The organism is Pseudomonas sp. p1(2021b) (assembly GCF_020151015.1).
GTDB lineage: Bacteria > Pseudomonadota > Gammaproteobacteria > Pseudomonadales > Pseudomonadaceae > Aquipseudomonas > Aquipseudomonas putida_K.
On record NZ_CP083746.1, the window covers coordinates 940,373 to 962,019 of the forward strand.

At 64.7% G+C, this 21,647-nt stretch carries 23 protein-coding genes; 13 read left to right on the forward strand and 10 right to left on the reverse strand.

The genetic code is table 11. From position 1 onward, the window contains the following. Positions 1 to 6: 6 nt before the first annotated feature. Together K8374_RS04425 and olsB are read right to left on the reverse strand one after the other, a co-directional pair. On the reverse strand, positions 7 to 795 hold the full coding sequence (locus tag K8374_RS04425) for a lysophospholipid acyltransferase family protein (RefSeq protein ID WP_224459270.1): 789 nt from the start codon (positions 793 to 795) through the stop codon (positions 7 to 9). Beyond that, positions 795 to 1,550: an L-ornithine N(alpha)-acyltransferase gene (gene olsB / locus K8374_RS04430; protein ID WP_084855828.1), complete on the reverse strand. Its 756-nt coding sequence runs from the start codon at positions 1,548 to 1,550 to the stop codon at positions 795 to 797. Before olsB ends, K8374_RS04425 begins: the two co-directional genes overlap by 1 nt. A 134-nt stretch (positions 1,551 to 1,684) precedes the next feature. On the opposite strand from olsB, the gene K8374_RS04435 reads away from it, so the two are divergent. The 6 genes from K8374_RS04435 to K8374_RS04460 all read left to right on the forward strand — a co-directional run bounded on the left by K8374_RS04435 (position 1,685) and on the right by K8374_RS04460 (position 6,440). Further along, positions 1,685 to 2,572: an acyl-CoA dehydrogenase family protein gene (locus tag K8374_RS04435; protein WP_224458065.1), complete on the forward strand. Its 888-nt coding sequence runs from the start codon at positions 1,685 to 1,687 to the stop codon at positions 2,570 to 2,572. A 42-nt stretch (positions 2,573 to 2,614) separates the two neighbouring features. Then, positions 2,615 to 3,703, forward strand: a complete 1,089-nt coding sequence (locus tag K8374_RS04440) for a serine hydrolase domain-containing protein (RefSeq protein WP_224458066.1) — start codon at positions 2,615 to 2,617, stop codon at positions 3,701 to 3,703. Then, entirely contained in the window at positions 3,700 to 3,996 is a 297-nt protein-coding gene (locus K8374_RS04445; RefSeq protein ID WP_224458067.1) for an amidase, read from the forward strand. Before K8374_RS04440 ends, K8374_RS04445 begins: the two co-directional genes overlap by 4 nt. 44 nt (positions 3,997 to 4,040) lie before the next feature. Next, the gene (locus tag K8374_RS04450; protein ID WP_224458068.1) at positions 4,041 to 4,622 is read left to right on the forward strand and encodes a YceI family protein; all 582 of its coding nucleotides are present in this window, start codon (positions 4,041 to 4,043) and stop codon (positions 4,620 to 4,622) included. Position 4,623: 1 nt separating this feature from the next. After that, a complete protein-coding gene (locus tag K8374_RS04455) occupies positions 4,624 to 5,781 on the forward strand; it encodes a phospholipase D-like domain-containing protein (RefSeq protein ID WP_224458069.1) in 1,158 nt (385 codons plus the stop codon). An 80-nt stretch (positions 5,782 to 5,861) separates the two neighbouring features. After that, the gene (locus K8374_RS04460) at positions 5,862 to 6,440 is read left to right on the forward strand and encodes a DJ-1/PfpI family protein (RefSeq protein ID WP_084855834.1); all 579 of its coding nucleotides are present in this window, start codon (positions 5,862 to 5,864) and stop codon (positions 6,438 to 6,440) included. Between the two features lie 611 nt (positions 6,441 to 7,051). On the opposite strand, the gene K8374_RS04465 is transcribed toward K8374_RS04460, so the two are convergent. Continuing rightward, positions 7,052 to 7,450 (reverse strand): nuclear transport factor 2 family protein, encoded by a 399-nt coding sequence (locus tag K8374_RS04465; RefSeq protein WP_084855835.1) that lies wholly within the window; start codon positions 7,448 to 7,450, stop codon positions 7,052 to 7,054. Positions 7,451 to 7,565: 115 nt separating this feature from the next. On the opposite strand from K8374_RS04465, the gene K8374_RS04470 reads away from it, so the two are divergent. Together K8374_RS04470 and K8374_RS04475 are read left to right on the forward strand one after the other, a co-directional pair. Further along, complete coding sequence (locus K8374_RS04470; RefSeq protein ID WP_224458070.1) at positions 7,566 to 8,156, forward strand: GNAT family acetyltransferase; 591 nt, start codon at positions 7,566 to 7,568, stop codon at positions 8,154 to 8,156. Continuing rightward, entirely contained in the window at positions 8,153 to 9,025 is an 873-nt protein-coding gene (locus K8374_RS04475; protein ID WP_224458071.1) for a carbon-nitrogen hydrolase family protein, read from the forward strand. The genes K8374_RS04470 and K8374_RS04475 overlap by 4 nt, the downstream gene beginning before the upstream one ends. Positions 9,026 to 9,138: 113 nt before the next feature. Here the strand turns inward: K8374_RS04475 and K8374_RS04480 are convergent, their stop codons facing one another. Continuing rightward, entirely contained in the window at positions 9,139 to 10,662 is a 1,524-nt protein-coding gene (locus K8374_RS04480) for a fumarate hydratase (RefSeq protein ID WP_043214937.1), read from the reverse strand. A 276-nt stretch (positions 10,663 to 10,938) separates the two neighbouring features. On the opposite strand from K8374_RS04480, the gene K8374_RS04485 reads away from it, so the two are divergent. Further along, the gene (locus tag K8374_RS04485) at positions 10,939 to 11,859 is read left to right on the forward strand and encodes an iron-sulfur-binding ferredoxin reductase (RefSeq protein ID WP_224458072.1); all 921 of its coding nucleotides are present in this window, start codon (positions 10,939 to 10,941) and stop codon (positions 11,857 to 11,859) included. Between the two features lie 138 nt (positions 11,860 to 11,997). Here K8374_RS04485 and pyk read toward each other — a convergent pair whose 3' ends face one another. Next, complete coding sequence (gene pyk, locus K8374_RS04490) at positions 11,998 to 13,452, reverse strand: pyruvate kinase (RefSeq protein WP_084855841.1); 1,455 nt, start codon at positions 13,450 to 13,452, stop codon at positions 11,998 to 12,000. A gap of 183 nt (positions 13,453 to 13,635) precedes the next feature. On the opposite strand from pyk, the gene K8374_RS04495 reads away from it, so the two are divergent. The 3 genes from K8374_RS04495 to sbcB all read left to right on the forward strand — a co-directional run bounded on the left by K8374_RS04495 (position 13,636) and on the right by sbcB (position 16,018). Beyond that, entirely contained in the window at positions 13,636 to 14,022 is a 387-nt protein-coding gene (locus K8374_RS04495) for a hypothetical protein (protein WP_084855842.1), read from the forward strand. Between the two features lie 117 nt (positions 14,023 to 14,139). Next, positions 14,140 to 14,499: a PilZ domain-containing protein gene (locus tag K8374_RS04500; RefSeq protein WP_224458073.1), complete on the forward strand. Its 360-nt coding sequence runs from the start codon at positions 14,140 to 14,142 to the stop codon at positions 14,497 to 14,499. A gap of 88 nt (positions 14,500 to 14,587) precedes the next feature. Then, positions 14,588 to 16,018 carry an exodeoxyribonuclease I gene (gene sbcB, locus K8374_RS04505; protein ID WP_224458074.1) on the forward strand — a complete coding sequence of 477 codons (1,431 nt, stop codon included), beginning with the start codon at positions 14,588 to 14,590 and terminating at the stop codon, positions 16,016 to 16,018. 66 nt (positions 16,019 to 16,084) lie between these two features. On the opposite strand, the gene mvaT is transcribed toward sbcB, so the two are convergent. Beyond that, positions 16,085 to 16,462: a histone-like nucleoid-structuring protein MvaT gene (gene mvaT / locus K8374_RS04510; protein ID WP_084855845.1), complete on the reverse strand. Its 378-nt coding sequence runs from the start codon at positions 16,460 to 16,462 to the stop codon at positions 16,085 to 16,087. 305 nt (positions 16,463 to 16,767) lie between these two features. Between mvaT and purU the strand changes: the two genes are divergently transcribed. Next, entirely contained in the window at positions 16,768 to 17,619 is an 852-nt protein-coding gene (gene purU, locus K8374_RS04515; RefSeq protein ID WP_084855846.1) for a formyltetrahydrofolate deformylase, read from the forward strand. Between the two features lie 65 nt (positions 17,620 to 17,684). Here purU and K8374_RS04520 read toward each other — a convergent pair whose 3' ends face one another. The 4 genes from K8374_RS04520 to K8374_RS26385 form a co-directional block, all read right to left on the reverse strand. Next, positions 17,685 to 18,677 (reverse strand): lysylphosphatidylglycerol synthase transmembrane domain-containing protein, encoded by a 993-nt coding sequence (locus K8374_RS04520; protein WP_224458075.1) that lies wholly within the window; start codon positions 18,675 to 18,677, stop codon positions 17,685 to 17,687. Then, on the reverse strand, positions 18,674 to 19,438 hold the full coding sequence (locus K8374_RS04525) for a DUF2334 domain-containing protein (protein ID WP_224458076.1): 765 nt from the start codon (positions 19,436 to 19,438) through the stop codon (positions 18,674 to 18,676). Before K8374_RS04525 ends, K8374_RS04520 begins: the two co-directional genes overlap by 4 nt. Next, positions 19,431 to 20,552 carry a glycosyltransferase family 4 protein gene (locus tag K8374_RS04530; RefSeq protein WP_224458077.1) on the reverse strand — a complete coding sequence of 374 codons (1,122 nt, stop codon included), beginning with the start codon at positions 20,550 to 20,552 and terminating at the stop codon, positions 19,431 to 19,433. The genes K8374_RS04525 and K8374_RS04530 overlap by 8 nt, the downstream gene beginning before the upstream one ends. Before the next feature lie 294 nt (positions 20,553 to 20,846). Then, on the reverse strand, positions 20,847 to 21,611 hold the full coding sequence (locus K8374_RS26385) for a methyl-accepting chemotaxis protein (protein ID WP_411969628.1): 765 nt from the start codon (positions 21,609 to 21,611) through the stop codon (positions 20,847 to 20,849). Positions 21,612 to 21,647 lie beyond the last annotated feature (36 nt).

The window sequence follows — 21,647 nt, forward strand, 5'->3', positions numbered from 1 at the left end:
GGGCGCTCAGGCCGCCCGCGCCTGGCGCCGTGGCACGCTCCAGCTGTCCTCGACCCCGAACAACGCCAGGTGAACCGCCTGCTGCGCCTGATACGCCAGGGCCGCCCGTTCCTTGCCGGCACTCGCGATCGGCTGCAGCAAGTGGATGACCACCTCGCTGCGCGGTTGGTCGAACAGGCGGATCAGGTGCGAGACCAGGTCGTCGTCGCCAATGAACGGCGCGATCGGGTCCGGCTCGCCAGCGCGCAGGTACTGGATCGCCACCGGTTGTACCGGTGTGCCCTGGTCGATGGCTCCAGCGAGCAGGCGGCCGTGGAAGGTGCGCACGCTTCGGCCATCGGTGGTGGTGCCTTCGGGGAAGATCAGCAAGGGCCTGTGTTCACCCAACTGGTTGCCGATCTGCTGGGACAGGCGCTGGCCGTCGCCACCGCCGCGGCGGATGAACAGCGTACCGGCTTTTTCCGCCAGCCAGCCGGCCAATGGCCAGTGACGCACTTCGGCCTTGGACAGGAATGACAACGGCGTGAGCATGCCGAGCAGGGGAATGTCGATCCACGACACATGGTTGCTGACCCACAGCATCGGCTGCTGCGGCAGGCTGCCCACCACGCGTACGTCCAAGGGCAGGGCCGCGACCAGGCGCTGCATGAACAGGCGCGTCCAGCGTTGGCGACGTTCGATGGAGGCAGCCAGGCCCAGGCGTTCGCCCAAGGCGATGATGCTGGCCATGGCCATGCCCAGCAGCAGGACCAGCACCAGGCGGGACAGGCGGGCCAGTACCCGCAGGCTCGGCATCACACCGCCGCCTTGAAGTGGCGGGCGTAGCGTGGGCAGAGGTCGTCGCGCTTGAGCAGGATGAACACGTCGGCGACCTGGAAGTCCTCGTCCCAGCACGGCTCGCCGCAGATCTTGGCGCCCAGGCGCATGTAGGCCTTGAGTAAGGGCGGCATCTCGGCGATCACGTTGCCCGGTAGGGCCAGGCTCGGCAGGGGGTTCTTCGGCTCGGCGCGCAGGTGCTCGGTGCACAGGTAGCGTTCGCGCAGTCGTTGCATGATGGCGTGGGCCTGTACGCCGCCATCCTGCATGGGAATGCTGGCGCAACCCATCAAGTAGCTGTAGCGACCTTCGTTGAGCACTTCGGCAAGCTCGCCCCAGAGCACGGCGATGGTGCCGCCGTTTCGGTAGGCCGGGTCGACGCAGGTGCGACCCAGTTCCAGGATCGGCCCCTGCAGTTGCAGCAGGCCGTGCAGGCTGAATTCCTCTTCGCTGTAGAAGCGGCCCAGGCTGCTGGCGGCCTGATGGTCGAGCAGGCGGGTGGTGGCCACCAGGCGGCCGGTGGCCAGGTCGCGCACGCCGATGTGGCGGCAATGGACATCGTAGTCATCCATGTCCAGGCCCTGCTCAGCGCCCTTGAGCTTGGCCTGAAATTCGGCGCTGAACACCTTGAAACGCAGGGCCTGTGCTTCCTGCAGCGCCGCGGCGCCGACCAGGCGTTCGGCTTGCAGACGGCGTTCAGTGCTGTTGTCGCCAGAGCGAGCGATCCGAGTCATTGCGAGTCTCCCTAAGCCAGCCAAAGGGTTGCGGCCGGTCGGCTTTGTTGTGCAAAGTCAGCCTAGGTAGGCGTGGTGTCACCCCCATGAACCTTTGGTGATGCTTGCGTGACAACCCAGACGAGGAGTGCTCGATGGCCTGGTTGCAACGACTCAACGACCCTTATCGGCAACCCCTGGCAGCCACCCTGGGCGAAGGCCATGGCGTATTGCTCGAGCGGCTAGGCCCCGTCACACCGTTCGAACTCGCCGTACTGGGCGGCCGGGCGATGGCCACCCCGGGCCTGGCATTCCTGGTTGGCTACCAGGCGGCGTTGCGCGTGCTCTGGCCCAGCGCCCCTGCCAGCCTGGGCGCCCTGTGCGCCACCGAGCGGCGCAGCGTACGGCCGGCGGATATGCACACCCGCCTGGAAGACCTGCGCCTGACCGGCCGCAAGGACTTTGTCACCGCAGGCCTGGAGGCCGAATGGTTGCTGGTAGCGGCGCGCAGCGAAGGGCAGGGGGAGGCGCCACGGCTGCAACTGGCCGTGGTCTACCCGGGGGAACCCGGTGTGACGCTGGAGCCCTTGCCTACGTTGCCGTTGATGCCCGAGGTTGGGCATGCCCGCCTGCAATTGCACCAAGCCAGCTGCGAACTGCTGGCAGGCGACGGTTGGGACGCCTACGTCAAGCCCTTCCGATCCCTCGAGGACCTCTACGTGCTGGCTGCGCTGGCTGCCTGGTTGTACGGCGTCGGCCAGGAGAGCAACTGGCCGCAGGACCTGCAGTTGCGTTTGCTGGGGTTGCTCGGCGGTTGCGCCGAAGGCAGCCGGCAATGCGCCGACAGTGCGGCCTGCCACCTGTTGCTGGGGGGCCTGTTCGCCCAGTTCCACAGCTTGCATGATGCCCTCGACAAAGCGCTGGCCGCCGGCCCGGCGCAATGGGCGCAGCTGTGGCAGCGTGACCAAGGGGTGCTGGCGCTGGCCACCGCGGCTCGGGAGAAGCGTTTACAGAAAGCCTGGGCTGCCGCTGGGCTGTCATGAAACCCTGGCAGGCTCGCCCGATCCGCGACGTGAGGGCTGGCCATGGGTGTATTCGGAAAAGTACTGGGTATCCTGAGCCTGGTGAGCCTTTCAGCCTGGGCAGAGCAATGGCCGGACGCGAACTGGAGCCGCGAGCCTGCCAAGGTCGACTGGCGGGCGGTGGAAGCCTACGCCTTCCCGGCCCGTGACGAGGGCAGGCGCACAGGGATACGCACCGATGCGCTGCTGATCGTGCGCGATGGCCATATTCTGTATGAGCGCTACACCGCACCCACCGGGCCGGATACGGCGCACCTGACCTGGTCGGTGAGCAAGAGTGTGCTCGCCACCGTGCTCGGCGTTGCCTACGGCGAGGGGCGCTTCGCGCTGGAGGACCCGGCGGCCCGCTATTATCCGCCGCTGCATGCCCACCCTGGGGTGCGCCTGGTCGACCTGCTGCATTGGGCCAGCGGCCTGGCCTGGCAGGAAGACTATGAATACGCGCCGCTCAAGTCGTCGGTGGTGGCGATGCTCTATACCCGCGGCCACACCGACATGGCGGCCTTCACCGCCGCGCAGCCGGCTGCCCAGGCACCTGGCCAGGCTTTTCTCTATTCAAGCGGCGACAGCAACCTGCTGGCCGCAGCCCTGCGCGGCATGCTGCCGCCCGCTCGTTACGAGGCCTACCCCTGGCAGGCGCTGTTCGAGCCGCTGGGCATTCGTAGCGCAGTCTGGGAGCGCGACGCTGCCGGTACCTACGTGGGGTCCTCCTACCTTTACCTCAGTGCCCGCGACCTTGCCCGCATCGGCCTCCTGATGCTACGTGATGGGCGTTGGCACGGCCGGCAGGTGCTGCCGGCCGACTGGGTGGCGTTCAACCGACAGTTGTTCGCGCATGCCCAGGCGATTCCCGGCGAGGCCAACCCCGGTGGGCACTGGTGGCTCAACCAACCTTTGCCGGGTAGCCCGCGGCCTTGGCCCAGCGCGCCGGAGGACAGCTTTGCTGCGCTTGGCCACTGGGGGCAGGCGCTGTATGTGGTGCCGTCGCGAAAGCTGGTAATCGTGCGCTACGCCGACGATCGAGATGGCAGCTACCGGCATGACGAACTGCTCGAGCGGGTATTGACGGCCATGGCCGGGGAGGGGGTATGAAACGCGTACTGTGGCTGTTGCTCATTGCCTTGCTGGCCTGGGCCTGGCACGAGCGTCAGGCCTTGGCGGACTTTCCGGGCATCCTCTCGGCATATTCGGCCAAAGAGTATTGCTCGTGCCGCTTCGTCATGGGGTTCGACCAGGCCTATTGCCGCGGCTATGTGAAGCAGTACCTGCCCTTGGGCAGGCTGGAGGAAGACCGCACCGAGCGTCATGTGATCGCGGAGGGCCTGGGGCGTCGCCACCAGGCAGCCTGGCAGGGCGCGCGCGAGGGCTGCCGCTTGCTGCCGTGAGGGCGTGCGGGTAAGGTTGACGGCCTTGTTACACAGGATCTCCCATGCTCAAACTGCCTCGCTTGCTGCCCGCCCTGTTGCTGGCCCTGTGCCTGCCCGCCCATGCCAACTGGCACCTCGATGGCGAGTCGTCGCGCCTGTCCTTCGTCACCAGCAAGAACGGGGATACTGCCGAGGTTCACCGCTTTCTGGTGTTCCACGGCACAGTGGATCGTAACGGTGCCGCGCAGCTGCGCATCGAGATGGACTCGGTCAGCGGCGGCATCCCGCTGCGTGACGAGCGCATGCGCAAGGAGTTGTTCGAAGTCGCCAAGTTCCCCGAGGCCACGGTGCAGGCGAAGATCGACCTGAGCCCGATCAATGACCTGGCCAATGGTGCCCAGGTAGAGTTGCGCCTGCCGGTGACCGTGACCCTGCGTGGCCAGTCGCACAGCTACAGCACCTTGCTGTTGGCCACCCGGCTGGACGAGCGTCGTTTCCAGGTGGTGACCCTGGAGCCCCTGTTGCTGCGTGCCGAGGACTTCGGCCTGTTGCCGGGCCTGGCGACGTTGCGCAAGCTCGCCGGTGCCTCTTCCATCAGCCCATCGGTGCCGGTGAGCGCGGTGCTGATCTTCTCCGCGCGCTGACATGCCTGGGCCGGTCTTCCCCTGGCGGGATGGCAACGAGTTCGAGCTGCTGATCGACGGCCCCGATTTTTTCCCGCGCATGCTCCGGGCGATCATGCGCGCTGAGTTCCAGATCGATCTGGAACTGTACCTGGTGGAAGGGGGCGCCTGTGCCGAGGCGGTGGTCGAGGCCCTGGAGCAGGCCGCTGCCCGTGGCGTACGGGTGCGCTGCCTGTTCGATGACTACGGCTCTTTGGCATTCCCCTCGGCCTTGCGCGAGCGTCTGGAGGCCGCCGGGGTCTACCTGCGCTACTACAACCGCATCCGCTGGCGACGCGGGTTTCGCAACCTGTACCGTGACCACCGCAAGCTGCTGCTGGTGGATGAACGCTGGGCCGTGGTGGGCGGCACGGGCGTCACCGATGAATTCTGGACGCCGGGCATCGACACCAGCGAGTGGCATGAGGTGATGGTGCGCATGGAGGGGCCGATCGTCACCGACTGGCAGTTGCTGTTCGATCGCCAATGGCACGCCAACAACCGGCGCACCGCCTGGCGTCCGCCGGAGGGTTTCGGCCTGCCGCGCCTGCCGCGGGTGCCGGCCCAGGGGCAAGGCATGGGCCGGGTGGCCTATGCCGACGCCCGCCAGCACCAGGACATCCTGCATTCGTTGGTGCGTGCCTTGAACAGTGGCCAACGCCGCATCTGGTTGGCGACGCCGTACTTCCTGCCGACCTTCAGCGTGCGCCGCTCCTTGCGTCGCGCCGCGCAGAAAGGCATCGATGTGCGCCTGCTGCTCACCGGCCCGCGCACCGACCACCCGGCGGTACGCTACGCCGGGCACCGGTACTACCCGCGCCTGTTGCGGGCCGGCGTCCGGATCTTCGAATACCAGCCGTGCTTCCTGCACTTGAAGATGGTGCTGGTGGACGATTGGGTCAGTGTCGGTTCGTGCAACTTCGACCATTGGAACCTGCACTTCAACCTCGAGGCCAATGTCGAGGCCCTCGACCCACCGTTGACCGCCGCCGTGGTGGCCAGCTTCGAGCGGGACTTCGGCCTCAGCCAGGAGGTCGACCTGGAGCGCTGGAACGCCCGCCCATTCTGGCGCCGGATGCAGCAGCGGATGTGGGGATGGCTGGACCGCCTGGTGGTCAACCTGCTCAATCGTCGCGACTAGACCTGCCGCGGATACCCGGTGGCGTAGAAGCAGACTATCGTGCAGGGATTGTTCCCATGCGACGCAAAGGAGTGGATGCGATGACGGCCAAGAAGATTCTCATGCTGGTGGGCGACTTCGTCGAGGATTACGAAGTGATGGTGCCGTTCCAGGCCCTGAAGATGGTCGGGCATACCGTGCATGCGGTGTGCCCGGAGAAGCTGGCGGGGCAGACGGTGCGCACGGCGATCCATGATTTCGAGGGGGACCAGACCTACAGTGAGAAGCCTGGGCACAACTTTGCCTTGAACTTCGACTTCGTGCAGGTACGGGCCGAGGGGTACGACGCCTTGCTGATTCCGGGTGGGCGGGCGCCTGAATACCTGCGCCTGGACGAGCGGGTGCTGGCGTTGGTGAAGGCGTTCGATCAGGCGGGCAAGCCGATTGCGGCGGTGTGTCATGGGGCGCAATTGCTGGCGGCTGCCGGAGTGTTGGAAGGGAGAGCCTGCAGTGCATACCCGGCGTGTGCGCCGGAGGTGCGGTTGGCGGGTGGGCGCTTCGTGGATATCGCCATGGACCAGGCGCACGTGGACGGGAACCTGGTGACTGCGCCTGCCTGGCCTGCGCATCCGGCTTGGCTGGCGGCGTTTCTCAAGGTGCTTGGGACGCGGGTTTCCTGATTTCGCGCCCCTGCATCCGGCCTCCTGAGGCGGCGCAAGTTACGCGTGGCGCCTGGGCTGGCGTTGTTTTTTCAGTGCGAGTGGTGGTGGGCTCTTGGGCCAATCGCGGGGCAAGCCCGCTCCCACAGTGATTTCGCAAGTCTTGAGAGCGGCGCAATCTCGGTGGGAGATCACCCAGCCCTTCGGGCTGCGCTGTCGCGCAGAGAACAAGTGGCTAGCGCCGCCTTCTTCTGTAGGAGTGGCGGTGCGGCGGTCCGACTTGTCCCGCGATTGGGCCGGCCCAGCCGCCGCGGCTGTATGGCAAGGGCTTCGCCCTTGATCGCGGGACAAGCCCGCTCCTACAGGCCTTGTAAAATCAATGAGTTATGCGTTGTTCTATGAGAGCTGGCGACAGCCTGCGATGGGCTGCAAAGCAGCCCAAGCCCTCAAACGGTGGAGCCCCTCCAGACTCAAGGGGCCGCTGTGCGGCCCATCGCAGGCTCCGCCAGCTCCCACCAAGCAAGCAGAGCCTGGGCCGTATCTGCACGGCTGGGGAAACCAACCGAAGGCAATTTGGGCTTGTCCCGGGTACAAACCAGAGACATCGTTTACATATCAATCCGGGGTATGGCTCACCCCACCTGCTCAACCCAATCATTCAAGTTGTAGTAGTTGGTCACCCGCGCAATCTTCCCGCAATGAATGTAGAAGAACGCCCCAGCCGGCAGCACGTAGGTCTGCCCCTTGGCCGGGGGCAGGCCCTCGTCATCGGCCAGGTACTCCCCGTGCACCGTGAACTCCGCCGCCGCTCGGCTGCCATCGGCATTCTGCATGACCACGATATCGGCCAGCCGCTCCCGGTAGCAGCGGTTCATCTTCTCCATGAACCCGGCAAACGCCGCCTTGCCCATCTGCCGCTCGCCCTGGTTGATGTCGTGGATCACGTCCTCGCTGAGCAACCCAAGGAAGGTCGGCATGTCCCCGGCGTTAAAGGCTGCGTAGTAGGCGTTCACAAGCTCGGTAGCGGTCATGGCAATGTTCCTGTCGTGTACGGGAAAGGGAATGGTTCGGGCCGGATGATAGGGTTTCCCCTCAAGCCCGGCTTAGCCGAGCGCGTCATCCACATCGACAAAACGACCGCTACGCATGGAAATCCGCCTGTTGCACGGCGCAGCCATTGCGCCTTACATCGATGACCTCGCTCGCCTGCGCCTGACGGTGTTCCGCGAGTTTCCCTACCTTTACGACGGTACGCCGGAATATGAGGCCGAATACCTGTCCACCTATGCCCGCTCCGGGCGTAGCCTGGCGGTGCTGGCCATCGACCAGGGCAGGGTGGTCGGAGCCTCCACCGGCCTGCCCCTGGTCGACGAAACGCCCGAGTTCCAGCAGCCTTTCCTGGCCCAGGGGCGCGACCCGGCCAGCGTCTATTACTTCGGCGAGTCGGTGCTGTTGCCGGCCTACCGTGGCCAGGGCCTGGGCGTGCGCTTCTTTATCGAGCGCGAGTCCTATGCCCACAAGCTCGCCGAGTTCGACTACTGCGCCTTCTGCGCCGTGGAGCGACCGGCCGGACACCCCCGGCGGCCCTCGGACTACAAGCCGCTGCACGGGTTCTGGCGTAACCGCGGTTTCCTGCACGACCCCTCGCTGCGCACGACCTACGCCTGGCGTGACCTGGACGAGGAGCAGGCGTCGTCGAAGATCATGTCGTTCTGGCTCAAGGAGTTGCCGATATGATTCGCCTTGCCGCCTGTCAGTACGCCATCGAGCTGCACGAGACCTGGGAGGCCTATGCCCACCACTTCCAGGCCTTGTGCGCCGAAGCCGTCGAGGGCGGTGCGCAATTGCTGCTGTTGCCGGAGTACGCCGGGCTGGTGCTCAGCGGCCAACTACCGCCGGACCAGCGCAGCGACCTGAAGGGGTCGATCGCCGGCATCCAGCCGCTGCTGGAGCCATGGCTGGCCTTGTGCGAAGGCGTTGCCAGGCGCTGGGGCATCTACCTCCAGCCGGGTAGCCTGCCGGTGCTCGATGCCGATGGTTGCTATCGCAACCGTGCCTGGCTGTTTGGCCCGGACGGCGTGCTGGGGTACCAGGACAAGCTGATCATGACGCGCTTCGAGCGGGAGCAGTGGGACATTGCGGGAGGTCAAGGGCTCAAGGTGTTCGATACCGCACTCGGGCGGTTGGGCATCCTGATCTGCTATGACAATGAATTTCCCATGCTGGCCCGCCACTTGGCCGAAGGTGGGGCCGACCTGATCCTGGCGCCGAGCTGCACCGACACCGAGGCGGGCTACCACCGCGTACGCATCGGCGCTCAGGCACGGGCGTTGGAGAACCAGATCGCGGTACTGCAAAGCCCAACGGTGGGCATGGCGGCCTGGTCGCCGGCGCTGGATGAGAATATCGGACGGGCAGGGCTGTTCGTGCCGCCGGACCATGGCATGCCGGGCACCGGGGTGGTGGCCGAGAGTGCCGAGTTGTGCCCGGAGGGTAGCCGTTGGCTGATCTGCGAGCTGGATCTGGAGGCGGTACGCCGGGTGCGGCGCGAGGGGCAGGTGTTCATCCGGCGGGACTGGCCGGAGCAGTTCGAATGCGTGAGCTGAATTCAGGGCTGCTGCGCAGCCCTTTCGCGGCGCAAGGCCGCTCCTACAGGAGACGTGTGATTTCTGTAGGAGCGGCCTTGTGCCGCGAAAGGGCCGCAAAGCGGCCCCGAGGGTTACTTCACTTCGACCGCCAGGCTCTGGGCGATCTTGCTCTGCCACAGGGCAGGGCCGGTGATGTGCACCGACTCGCCGTTGCTGTCCACCGCGACGGTGACCGGCATGTCCTTGACCTCGAACTCGTAGATCGCTTCCATGCCCAGTTCGGCGAAGGCCAGGACCTGGGATTTGCGGATCGCCTGGGCCACCAGGTAGGCGGCGCCGCCGACGGCCATCAGGTACACGGCCTTGTTGTCCTTGATCGCCTCGATGGCGGTCGGGCCACGCTCGGACTTGCCGATCATGCCCAGCAGGCCGGTCTGCTCGAGGATCTGGCGGGTGAACTTGTCCATGCGGGTGGCGGTGGTCGGGCCGGCAGGGCCTACCACTTCGTCACCGACCGGGTCGACCGGGCCGACGTAGTAGATGAAGCGGCCCTTGAGGTCGACCGGCAGCTCTTCGCCACGGTTGAGCATCTCGACCATGCGCTTGTGCGCGGCATCGCGACCGGTGAGCATCTTGCCGTTGAGCAGCAGGGTCTCGCCCGGCTTCCAGCTGGCCACTTCTTCCGGGGTGATTGCGTCGAGGTTGACGCGACGGGCGCTCGGGCCGGCTTCCCAGACGATTTCCGGGTAGGCATCCAGCGACGGCGCTTCCAGCTCGGCAGGGCCGGAGCCGTCCAACACGAAGTGGGCGTGGCGGGTGGCGGCGCAGTTGGGGATCATGCAGACCGGCAGCGACGCGGCGTGGGTCGGGTAGTCCATGATCTTGACGTCGAGCACGGTGGTCAGGCCGCCCAGGCCCTGGGCGCCGATGCCCAGCTGGTTGACCTTCTCGAACAGCTCCAGGCGCAGCTCCTCGATGCGGTTCTGCGGGCCGCGCGCCTTGAGCTCATGGATGTCGATGGACTCCATCAACACTTCCTTGGCCATCACGGCCGCCTTTTCGGCGGTGCCGCCGATACCGATGCCCAGCATGCCCGGTGGGCACCAGCCAGCGCCCATGGTCGGCACGGTCTTCAGGACCCAGTCGACGATCGAGTCGGATGGGTTGAGCATGGCCATCTTCGACTTGTTCTCCGAACCGCCGCCCTTGGCCGCGACGTCGACTTCGACCTTGTCGCCGGGGACGATGGAGTAGTGGATGACCGCCGGGGTGTTGTCCTTGGTGTTCTTGCGGGCACCGGCGGGGTCCGCCAGGATCGAGGCGCGCAGGACGTTTTCAGGCAGGTTGTAGGCGCGACGCACACCTTCGTTGATCATGTCGTCGACGCTCATGGTGGCGCCATCCCAGCGCACGTCCATGCCCACGCGCACGAACACGGTGACGATGCCGGTGTCCTGGCAGATCGGGCGGTGGCCGGTGGCGCACATGCGCGAGTTGATCAGGATCTGGGCGATGGAGTCGCGTGCGGCGGGCGACTCTTCACGCAGGTAGGCCTCGTGCATCGCCTGGATGAAATCGACGGGGTGGTAGTACGAGATGAATTGCAGGGCGTCGGCAACGCTCTGAATCAGGTCGTCTTGCTTGATCACGGTCATGCAGCGCGCTCCTCTTAAAGACGGGAACATTTCGTAAAGGCACTTCCGACACAGCCGACCAGCGCGTCGAAACACCTTGCAAGGCGCGCCGGCAGGCAGTGGCCGACGCAAAAGGGCGCGGCAGTATAGCGCGCATCCGTGCCCGGCACACCTGTGGCCGGTCTGGACCATGGTCGGCAGGGCACGGGCATCCTTTTTGCTGCGAACGTGCGATCCTGTGGCATGGGGGCCGCTACGCGCCCCAGGCGATATTTGAACGGAACGAGATTCTTGACCATGCCCGAACTCTGCGTGGGCGAGCGCCGCTGGACGGTTCCCGCCGGCAGCAACCTGCTCGATGCCCTGAACGAGGCCGGCCTCGACGTGCCCTACAGTTGCCGTGCCGGCAGTTGCCATGCTTGCCTGGTGCATTGCCTGGACGGGCAGCCCGAAGATGCCATGCCCGAGGCGTTGGGTATGGAGAAGCGCGAGCAGGGCTGGCGGCTGGCTTGCCAGTGCCGGGTGAGTGGCGATCTGCAGGTGGCGGTGTTCGACCCGTTGCGCGATGGTTTGCCAGCCCAGGTGTGCGCGCTGGACTGGTTCGGCGATGTGCTGCGCTTGCGCCTGCGCCCCGAGCGGCCGTTGCGCTACCAGGCAGGGCAGCACCTGGTGCTGTGGCTTGGAACGGTGGCCCGGCCCTATTCCTTGGCGAGCTTGCCGGGAGAAGATGATTTTCTCGAATTTCATATCGATTGCCGGCACCCGGGGGCTTTTTGTGACCAGGCCCGTCTGCTGCAGGTCGGCGACGTGTTGAGCCTGGGTGAGCTCAGGGGTGGGGCGTTGCACTATGACCCGGGCTGGCAGGAGCGGCCGCTCTGGCTGCTGGCGGCAGGTACGGGGCTGGCGCCGTTATGGGGCATTTTGCGAGAGGCGTTACGGCAGGGGCACCAGGGGGAGATCAGGGTGGTGCATGTGGCGAGCGATAGGCTTGGCCACTATCTGGCTGAGCCGCTAATGCAACTGGAAGACGTGAATGTCGAGCTGGTGCTGGCGGAGCAGTTGGATGAAGCGCTGGCGGGATTGCGGCCGTCCTCGCGGCAAACGGTGGCGTTGGTGTGCGGAGCGCCGAGGAGTGTCGAGCGCTTTGCCCGGCGGCTGTTCATTGCCGGGGTGCCGAGGAACCAGATGTTCTCTGATGTGTTTGTCGAGCATGCCTGAGTGACGGGGGGGGGGGCTTCGCCCTCCTTTCGCGGCACAAGGCCGCTCCTACAGGGGTAGCGCAAGACCCCGGCCTGCGCGATACCTGTCGGAGCGGCCTTGCGCCGCGAAAGGGCCGCAAAGCGGCCCTCGGGGCTATCAGCCAACCAGCGGGTCACCCACATGCAGGATCTTCATGCCGTTGGTGCCACCGATGGTGTGGTAGCTGTCGCCCTTGGTCAGGATCACCCAATCGCCTTGTTCCACCAGGCCGCGCTTGAGCAGCTCGTCGACGGCTGCCTGGCTGACCTTGTCCGCCGGCAGCGAAGCCGGGTCGAAGGCGATGGGGTACACGCCACGGAACAGCGAGGCGCGCGCCTGAGTGGCGCGGTGCGGCGACATGGCGAAGATCGGCACGTGCGAGCGCAGGCGCGACATGATCAGCGGGGTGTAGCCACTCTCGGTAAGCGAGATGATCGCCTTGACCCCCGGGAAGTGGTTGGCCGTGTACATGGCCGCCAGGGCAATGCTTTCGTCGCAGCGTTCGAAAGTGGTGTGCAGGCGGTGGCTGGACTTCTGGCTGGTCGGATGCTTCTCGGCACCCTGGCAGATGCGGGCCATGGCCTGGACTGCTTCGATCGGGTAGGCGCCGGCAGCGCTTTCGGCCGAGAGCATCACCGCGTCGGTGTTGTCCAGCACGGCGTTGGCCACGTCTGAAACCTCGGCGCGGGTCGGCATCGGGTTCTGGATCATCGACTCCATCATCTGGGTCGCGACGATCACCGCCTTGTTGTTGCGGCGGGCGTGCTGGATGATCTTCTTCTGGATGGCGATCAGCTCGGCGTCGCCGATTTCCACGCCCAGGTCACCGCGGGCGACCATCACTGCGTCGGAAGCGGCGATCAGGCCATCGAGGGTCTCATCGTCGGCCACGGCTTCGGCGCGCTCGATCTTGGACACGAGCCAGGCGGTGCCGCCGGCTTCGTCGCGCAGCTTGCGGGCGTATTCCATGTCCTTGGCATCGCGCGGGAAGGAGACAGCCAGGTAGTCCAGGTCCATTTCCGCAGCCAGCTTGATGTCGGCCTTGTCTTTTTCGGTCAGGGCCGGCGCGGTCAGGCCACCGCCCTTGCGGTTGATGCCCTTGTGGTCGGACAGTGGGCCGCCGACGATCACCACGCAGTGCAAGGCATCGGCGGTGGCGGTCTCGACGCGCATGACCACGCGGCCGTCGTCGAGCAGCAGTTCGTCACCGACGCCGCAGTCCTTGACCAGGTCGGGATAATCGATACCGACGATGTCCTGGTTGCCTTCGGTCAGCGGGTGGACGGTGGAGAAGGTGAACTTGTCACCGATCTTCAGTTCGATGCGCTTGTTGGTGAACTTGGCGATGCGGATCTTCGGCCCCTGCAGGTCGCCCAGCAGCGCCACATGGCGGCCGTTCTTGGCGGCGATCTCGCGGATCAGGCGGGCGCGGGCCTTGTGCTCGTCCGGGGTGCCGTGGGAGAAGTTCAGGCGTGCCACGTCCAGGCCGGCGAGGATCAGCTGTTCGATCACTTGCGGCGAGTTGCTGGCGGGGCCAAGGGTGGCGACGATTTTGGTACGGCGGATGGTCATGCACAGACTCCTATAGTGAAGCGCAGCGAAAGGCTACTCCTGAATATCGCTGTAGTCATTGTTCCGTTGCACTACCTCCGGGTTCGGCAGGGTGGCATTTGAACGGGCCGGGGTATGCTTGCATGCACGTGTGAAGATTTGCCGCGCCCGGCCGATACCCTGCTCATCAAAGGAGATTCCCCCATGCGTGCCCTGATCGTTTTGGCCGTGGCGGCCAGTGTCGTCGGTTGTACCCGCTGGTCCATGGACCATCACCTGAACAATGCCTACCGCGCCTACGACCGTGGCGATTGCCAGCGCGTGATGCTGGAGCTGTCCCAGGTCGACCGCACCAGCCGGGCCCGGCCGTTCATCCACCCCGAGGTCTCGATGCTGCGCGGCCAGTGCCTGGAACGCCAGAAGCTCTATGTGGATGCGGCGCAGACCTACCAGTACCTGATCCAGCGCTACCCGCACAACGAGTACGCCTATCGAGCCAAGGCGCGTTTGCAGACCCTCGAGCAACTGGGCCACTACCGCCCAGGCGAAGCAGCACTCGCGAGCCCGGCGGCAGCTACACCTTGGCGTTAATACCAAGGTGTTCTTGCTATCGCCGAAACAGCCACCTGCGCTGAGCTAATCTGTTAAGGGTTGTAACGTTCATCGCCAGTACCTTGTCTTCCTGGCATCAGGTACGGACTGCGCCCCATGTTTATCCAACGTCATATAGAGCGGCATCAACTGCCTTGCATGCTCAAGGTCTACAACCGCTATACCGACCAGCCGATCGGCTTCCTGGGCAACGCCTCGGAAGATGGCATGATGCTGATCAGCCAGTTGCCGGTGCTGGTGGGGCCGGACTTCGAGCTGCAGTTGCGCCTGCCGCTCGCGGGCGCAGCTAGCCAGTGCATCGACCTGACGGCCAGTTGCCTCTGGTGCCGTGAAGATCAGACGCCCGGCCACTACGATGCAGGGTTCATGTTGCTGCAGCCGCCGCGCGAGTACGAGGACTTCGTCCGGGTGCTACGCGACTACTTCAGTTTTCGCCCCCTGAACGCCTCCGCATAAGGCGCAGGCAATGCGCTGCATCGAAATCGGTATTCGAATTGGCCGGCCAGGCCGCTAGACTCTGTCGACCTTGTTACAGGAAGACCCCGTGAGCTCCAGCATTTTCTGGCACGACTACGAAACCACCGGCATCAACCCCCGTTGCGACCGCCCGCTGCAGGTCGCCGGCGTGCGCACCGACCTCGAGCTCAACGAGATCGAAGCGCCCTTCAACCTGTATTGCCGGCCCAGTGACGATATCCTGCCGCACCCGGCGGCATGCCTGGTGACGGGCATCACGCCCGCGCAGCTGGCCGCCAACGGCCTGGGCGAAGCCGAATTCATGACCCGCGTGCATGAGCAACTGGCACGCCCCGGTACCTGCGGTGCCGGCTACAACACCTTGCGTTTCGACGACGAGGTCACCCGCTACAGCCTCTATCGTAATTTCTTCGACCCGTATGCACGCGAATGGCAGGGCGGCAACAGCCGCTGGGACTTGATCGATGTGGTGCGCACCGCCTATGCGTTGCGCCCGGAGGGCATCGTCTGGCCGCAACAGGACGGGCGCACCAGCCTGCGCCTGGAACTGCTCAGCAAGGCCAACGGTATCGACCATGGGCAGGCGCACGAGGCGCTTTCCGACGTGCGGGCAACCATCGCCCTGGCGCGCCTGATTCGTGAAAAACAACCCCGCTTATATGACTGGCTGTTCAACCTGCGTAGCAAACACAAGGTCATGGAACACATTCGCCTCCTACAGCCCCTGGTGCATGTGTCGGGGCGTTTTTCGGCGGAGCGTAGTTACCTGGGGGTCGTATTGCCGTTGGCCTGGCATCCACGTAATCGCAATGCGTTGATTGTATGTGACCTGCACCTGGACAGCGCGCCGCTGTTGCAGGACAGTGCCGAAACATTACGAAAATGTTTGTATACCCGGCGTGACGAATTGTCTGATGGACAATTACCTGTTCCTCTGAAGTTGGTGCAGATCAACCGTTGTCCGGTCCTCGCTCCGTTGTCGGTATTACGGCCTGCCGACCAGCAAAGGCTGGGGCTGGATATGGCCCTCCTGCAACAGCGCGGCGAACATTTGGCCAATCAGCAACACCTTTGGCAGGACAAGCTGGACGCTATTTACACAGGCGATGAGTTTGCCCCCAGCGAAGATCCGGAGCAGCAACTGTATGACGGTTTCCTGGGCGATCGGGATCGTCGATTATGCGAACAGGTCCGTAGCCTTGACCCTCGTCAATTGGGGCAGGGGCATTGGATGTTCGACGACCCGCGAATGCCGGAATTGTTGTTCCGTTACCGTGCCAGGAACTTTACCGACACCTTGACTGTAGAAGAACAGCAACGTTGGCATCGGTTCTGCCAGCAGCGCTTGAGTGACCCGCGCTTGGGCGCGCCGAATACGTTGGGTGACTTCGAACAGGCGTGCCAGAGCGTCTGGAGTACGGCTGACGATGCAGGGCGACAAGTGCTGGACGCATGGCGAGCCTATGTCCAGCAATTGAAAGCGCAGTATCAGGTGTAGCGTCGAGCCCATAAAAAACGCCGGCAATAGGCCGGCGTTTTTCATGGGTATTGCACAGGCAACCATTTAATCCAACAGGGTTGCCCAGCTTTCAACCACATCGCCGCCCCACTTGGCTTTCCACTCTTTCAGGGTCTTGTGGTTGCCGCCTTTGGTTTCGATCACTTCACCGTTGTGCGGGTTCTTGTATTGCTTGACCTTACGGGCACGTTTGGTGCCGGTGGCCTTGACGGCACCGCGCGGTGCTTTGCTCAGCTTGGACTCTGGATCCAACAGGGCGATCACGTCGCGCAGGGACTTGGAGTATTCACCCATCAGCGCGCGCAGTTTGCCTTCGAATTCCAGCTCTTTCTTCAGCTTGTCATCTTGAGACAGGTTGGCCAGGCGGGCCTGAAGTTCCTTGATGGCTTCTTCGGTGGCGCGGTATTCGTTGATCAGGGACATGGAGTGTTCCTTGAGTAGCATGTTCGAGGGATAACAGTTCGGGGCAATAATAGACAGGCCAAACTCGCAAGTAAACAATTAAAAAGACAATGAACTGTTAATTGTTGTGCGACAAAGCAGGCATTGGGTTAAGAAATTTTTACATATCGGCTGGCAAATTCATCCTTTCCTACAGATATTGCCCACGACAGCGTTTGCCGGGGGTACAGGCGACAGGGCATCCAAGGGGCGGGGCAATCGATACTGCGTTTTTTCCGGCGGGCCGCTAGAATGTGCGCCTTTGCGAAGTTTCCGGAGTCTCCTTCATGCGCACCTATCGACTGGTGATTGCCTGCCCCGACCGTGTCGGCATCGTGGCGAAAGTCAGTAATTTCCTGGCCTTGTACAACGGCTGGATCAACGAAGCCAGCCACCACTCCGATGAGCAGAGTGGTTGGTTCTTCATGCGCCATGAGATCCGCGCCGAATCCCTGCCCTTTGGCATCGAGGCCTTCCGCGAGGCGTTCGCGCCGATCGCCGAAGAGTTCTCCATGACGTGGCGAATCACCGATTCGGCCCAGAAGAAGCGCGTTGTCCTGATGGCCAGCCGTGAGTCCCACTGCCTGGCCGACCTGCTGCATCGCTGGCACACCGATGAGCTCGATTGCGACATCCCATGCGTGATCTCCAACCACAATGACCTGCGCAGCATGGTCGAGTGGCACGGCATTCCATTCTTCCATGTCCCGGTGGACCCGAAAGACAAGCAACCGGCATTCGCCGAAGTGTCGCGTCTGGTCGAGGAGCACGGTGCCGACGTCGTGGTACTGGCCCGCTACATGCAAATCCTGCCTCCGCAGCTGTGCCAGGAATACGCTGAAAAGGTGATCAACATCCACCACAGCTTCCTGCCGTCCTTCGTCGGTGCCAAGCCTTACCACCAGGCGGCCCTGCGTGGCGTGAAGCTGATCGGCGCCACCTGCCACTACGTCACCGAGGAGCTGGACGCAGGCCCCATCATCGAGCAGGACGTGGTGCGTGTGAGCCATGCCGACAGCATCGAGGACATGGTGCGGTTCGGCCGTGACGTGGAAAAGATGGTGCTGGCCCGCGGCCTGCGCTATCACCTGGAAGACCGCGTGCTGGTGCATGGCAACAAGACCGTAGTGTTCGACTGATCGCCATCGCTGCGGCTCGGGTCGCGAAATCTTGTCGGTGCGGGCTGCAAAGCGGCCCATGGCGCTCAGCGCGTCTGACGACGCCAGCGCTCCAGCAATGGGCGCGCCAACAGGCAGACGAACACCGGCCCGCCCGCGATCAAATAGAAGTAGTAGGTCACCGCGCGCCAGATCAGGATCGCTGCGGCGGCCGTCGAACTGCCCACCAGGGGCGCGAGCAGGCTGGCCGAGGTCAGTTCGGCTGCACCCGCTCCGCCGGGCAGCAGGCTGAACTGCCCTGCACTGAGCGAAAGGATCTGCACCAGGAAACTGGGGATCCACGACAACTCCACGCCCAAACCTCGCAATACCAGGTACAGCACACTGTAGCGCAGGCTCCAGTGGGCGCAGGTCAGGGTGAAGACCAGGGCCAGGGTGCGCTTGGGCAGGCGCCAGGTATCCGTCAGGGCATGCACGAACCGCAGCAGCTTGCGCGCCCAGCGTCGCCGGCGCCGGCATGACATGCCCAACCGATACAACAATCGCCCGTTGAAACGCATCACCGCGCGGCGATAGCGCAGCAGCGCGACGATCCCTGCCAGTGCCGAGCACAGCAGCAAGGCGCTGCCCAACAGCATGCTTTCCTGGGTGTGCCCCAGGCTGTGGAACAGGGCGTAGCCGGCAATGGCCAGCATGGCACAGAAGAAAAACACCAAGTCATTGAGCTGGTCCATGGCGAACACGGCGCCGCTGCGCGCCGGGCCGATACGCTCGCGGGCCAGCAACGCCATGAGCGTCAGCGGCCCGCCACTGCCGCCCGGGGTGGTGCAGATAGCGAATTCGGTGGCCATGATCACGCCCAGGCTGCGGACCCGGCCGAGCCTGGTGCCCTGCTGGCCGAGCAGTAGGCGCAGGCGCAGGGCATTGATCATCCAGCACACCAGAATCATGCCCAGCAGTATCGCCATCAGCCCAGGGGCGAAGGATTTCAGGCGTGGCAGCAGGTCACCGCCGCCCAGCATGGCCGGGACCAGCACTGCCACCAGCAGCGCCAGCCCCAGCCAGCCGAAGCGGCTCATGCGACAGCCTGGCGCGCCAACCAGGCAGACTTGGTCAGCGGTTGGCGGCCTTGCTCGAGCAATGTGTGCAAGGTGCGCAGCCAATAGTCACGGGAGGATCGATGGCGCATGTCCACCGGGTGCAGCCCCAGGCGCAGGGTGTCGGCTTCGCGCCAACGCCGGCATTGCCAATCGCAGACCATCCGTGACAGCCCACGGCGCCAGGCGCTGCGGGCGCTCCACACCAGGCCGGGGGCGTCGATGGCGGTGAATTCCGGCAGTCGGTAGAGGTGCCGTGGTGTGCTGGTATAGCGCAGCGGTAGACGGCGCAGGGCCTGGCGCGTGCCTTCGCTCATCAGCCAGGCTGGGGCGACGAAGCCGGCCACAGGCCAGGCATGGCGATGGAACACTTCCAGCCCGGCCTCCAGGCGCAGCAAGGCATCGGCTTCGTCCAGCCCATAGAACTCGCCTTCGTGGGTATAGACCCTGCGCATGAAGAACTCGCCGGGGCTGCGTGGTGCCGGAGCGTCGTCGGTGTGGAAGTAGCCATGCAGGGCCAGTTCGTCCCCCTGTGCCAGGCGTCGTTCGAGCAGCCGGCAGAAGGTCGGTGAGCGCGCCAACGCATTGCGGTGGTGAAAGTCCGGTACCACCAGCCAGGTCATGGGCACCCCACCGAGCTGGTCCACGGCCTGGACGAAGGGCTGGTAGTCGGGCCAGGTCTCGGGCGCGACGTCGTGCAGCACCAGCATCAGGCTGCGTGGCGTGGCGGGCGCTTCAACCATGGGCACACACCTGCGGCTGATGGCCCAGCACGGCCTGGTAGTGGGCGAGCAAGCCATCGACCACCTTGTCCCAGGCGTAGTGCTGCTCCACGTGGCGGCGGGCCTGGGCGCCGAGACGCCGCACGCCAGCTTCGAAGATTTCCCGCACCGCGGTGGCCATGGCCTGGCCGTCGTTGGGCGTGCACAGGCGCCCGCACTGGTCGGTGATGATCTCGCCGAAGGCACCGGCATGCACCGCTACCACCGGCGTGGCGCTGGCCATGGCCTCGAGGATGACCAGGCCGAAGGTTTCCTGGTCCCCGGCATGCACCAGCAGGTCAGCGCTGGCGAACAACCGGGCGACCTCCTGGGGCGGGCAGAAGTGGTCGATGACGCTGACATTGCCCGGTACGTTGGCGGGCATGTTGGAGCCGACCAGCAGCAAGTGGTAGTGACGGCCCAGGCGGGTCATGCAGTCGAGCAGCACCGGCAGGTTCTTCTCCCGCGAGCCGCGGCCGGCGAACACCAGCAGGCGAGTGGTGTCGGGGATGCCGAGCTCGGCACGCAGGTGAGGGTCGCGGTGTTCGGGGTTGAAGGTGGCCAGGTCCACGCCCAGGCGTTGCACATGCACATCCTTGACCCCGAGCCGGCACAGTTTGTCGGCCATCACCTGGCTGGGCGCCAGGACCCGGTCGAAGTTGCCGTAGAGCTTGCTGACATAGGCCTCGACATTGGGCGTGAACCAATTGCCCATGCGGTTGCTGACCAGCAGCGGCAGGTCGGAGTGGTAGAAACCAATCACCGGGACGTCAAGCTTGCGTCGCGCCTCGAGGGCGGCCCAGGCGGTGAGGTAGGGGTCGCCGACTTCGATCAGGTCCGGCTGCAGGCGCCGCAGCACATTGCACCAGGGAGCCAGGCGTACCGGGAAACGGTAGCCGTTGCCGAAGGGCAAGGGCGGTGCCGGCACCTGGTAGATGCCGTTGGCATGGCTGGCGCTGGCGCCGGGGATCAAGAGGCTGTGACGCACGCCTGGCCTGGCGTCGAGTCGGCGATGTTTGGCATCAAGATAGGTACGTACGCCTCCGCTGGCCGGGGCGTAGAACATGGTGATGTCAGCGATGTGCACGATCAGCATCCCTCCGGGATCGTCTTCGGGTCTGTCATCTGGCGGTAATGGCCGTGATGACACGCCTAAAGGTTGACCTTCCTTAAGGATAGTTTGTTCGATCGGGGTTCGAGCCGGGCAGGGCAGGCGGGCGGGCGCCTTGAGTGCGGAGCGGCCTGGTGCCGCGAAAGGGGCGCAAAGCGCCCCGTGGGTCTCGAGCCGATCACCGACAGCGGTCGGGACCAGACTTGGGCTTGGGATCCTGGGGCTGCCTTGCAGCCCTTTCGCGGCACGAGGCCGCTCCTACAGGAGGAGAGCGGTGAATCAAATGCGGAAGCTGCCGACCAGGTGCTTGAGTCGGCTGGCCTGCTGCTCCAGGTCGGCACAGGCGCGCAGGGTGGCCTGCAGGTTCTCGACGCCTTCCTGGTTGAGCATGTTGATCTCGTTGATGTCCATGTTGATCGAGTCGACCACGGCGGTCTGTTCCTCGGTGGCAGTGGCCACCGACTGGTTCATGCCGTCGATCTCGCCGATGCGCACGGTCACGCTGTCCAGGCGTTCGCCGGCCTGGTTGGCGATCTCCATGCTGTCCTGGCTGTGGCGCTGGCTCTGGCTCATGGTTTCCACCGATTCGCGGGCGCCTACTTGCAGTTCCTCGATCATGGCTTGCACCTGCTGGGCCGATTCCTGGGTGCGGTGGGCGAGGTTGCGTACTTCGTCGGCGACCACGGCGAAGCCACGGCCGGCTTCCCCGGCGCGGGCAGCTTCGATGGCGGCATTGAGTGCCAGCAGGTTGGTCTGCTGGGAGATGCTGGTGATCACCTCGAGGATCTGGCCGATGTTAACGGTCTTGTGATTGAGCGTCTCGATGTGCGCGCTGGAGGTCACGATCAGGTCCGAAAGACGGTTCATTGCCTCGATGTTGCGTTCCACCACTTGTTGGCCTTCCTCTGCCAGCAGCCGCGCGGAGGTCGCGTGCTGAGAGGCCTGGGCCGCATTGCCGGCGATTTCCTGGGCGGCGGCGCCCAGTTCGTTGATGGCGGCGGCGACGCTGCTGGTGCGGTTGGACTGCTCGTCGGAGTTGGCCATCGACGAGTTGGAGGCGCTGATCACCCGCAGGGCTAC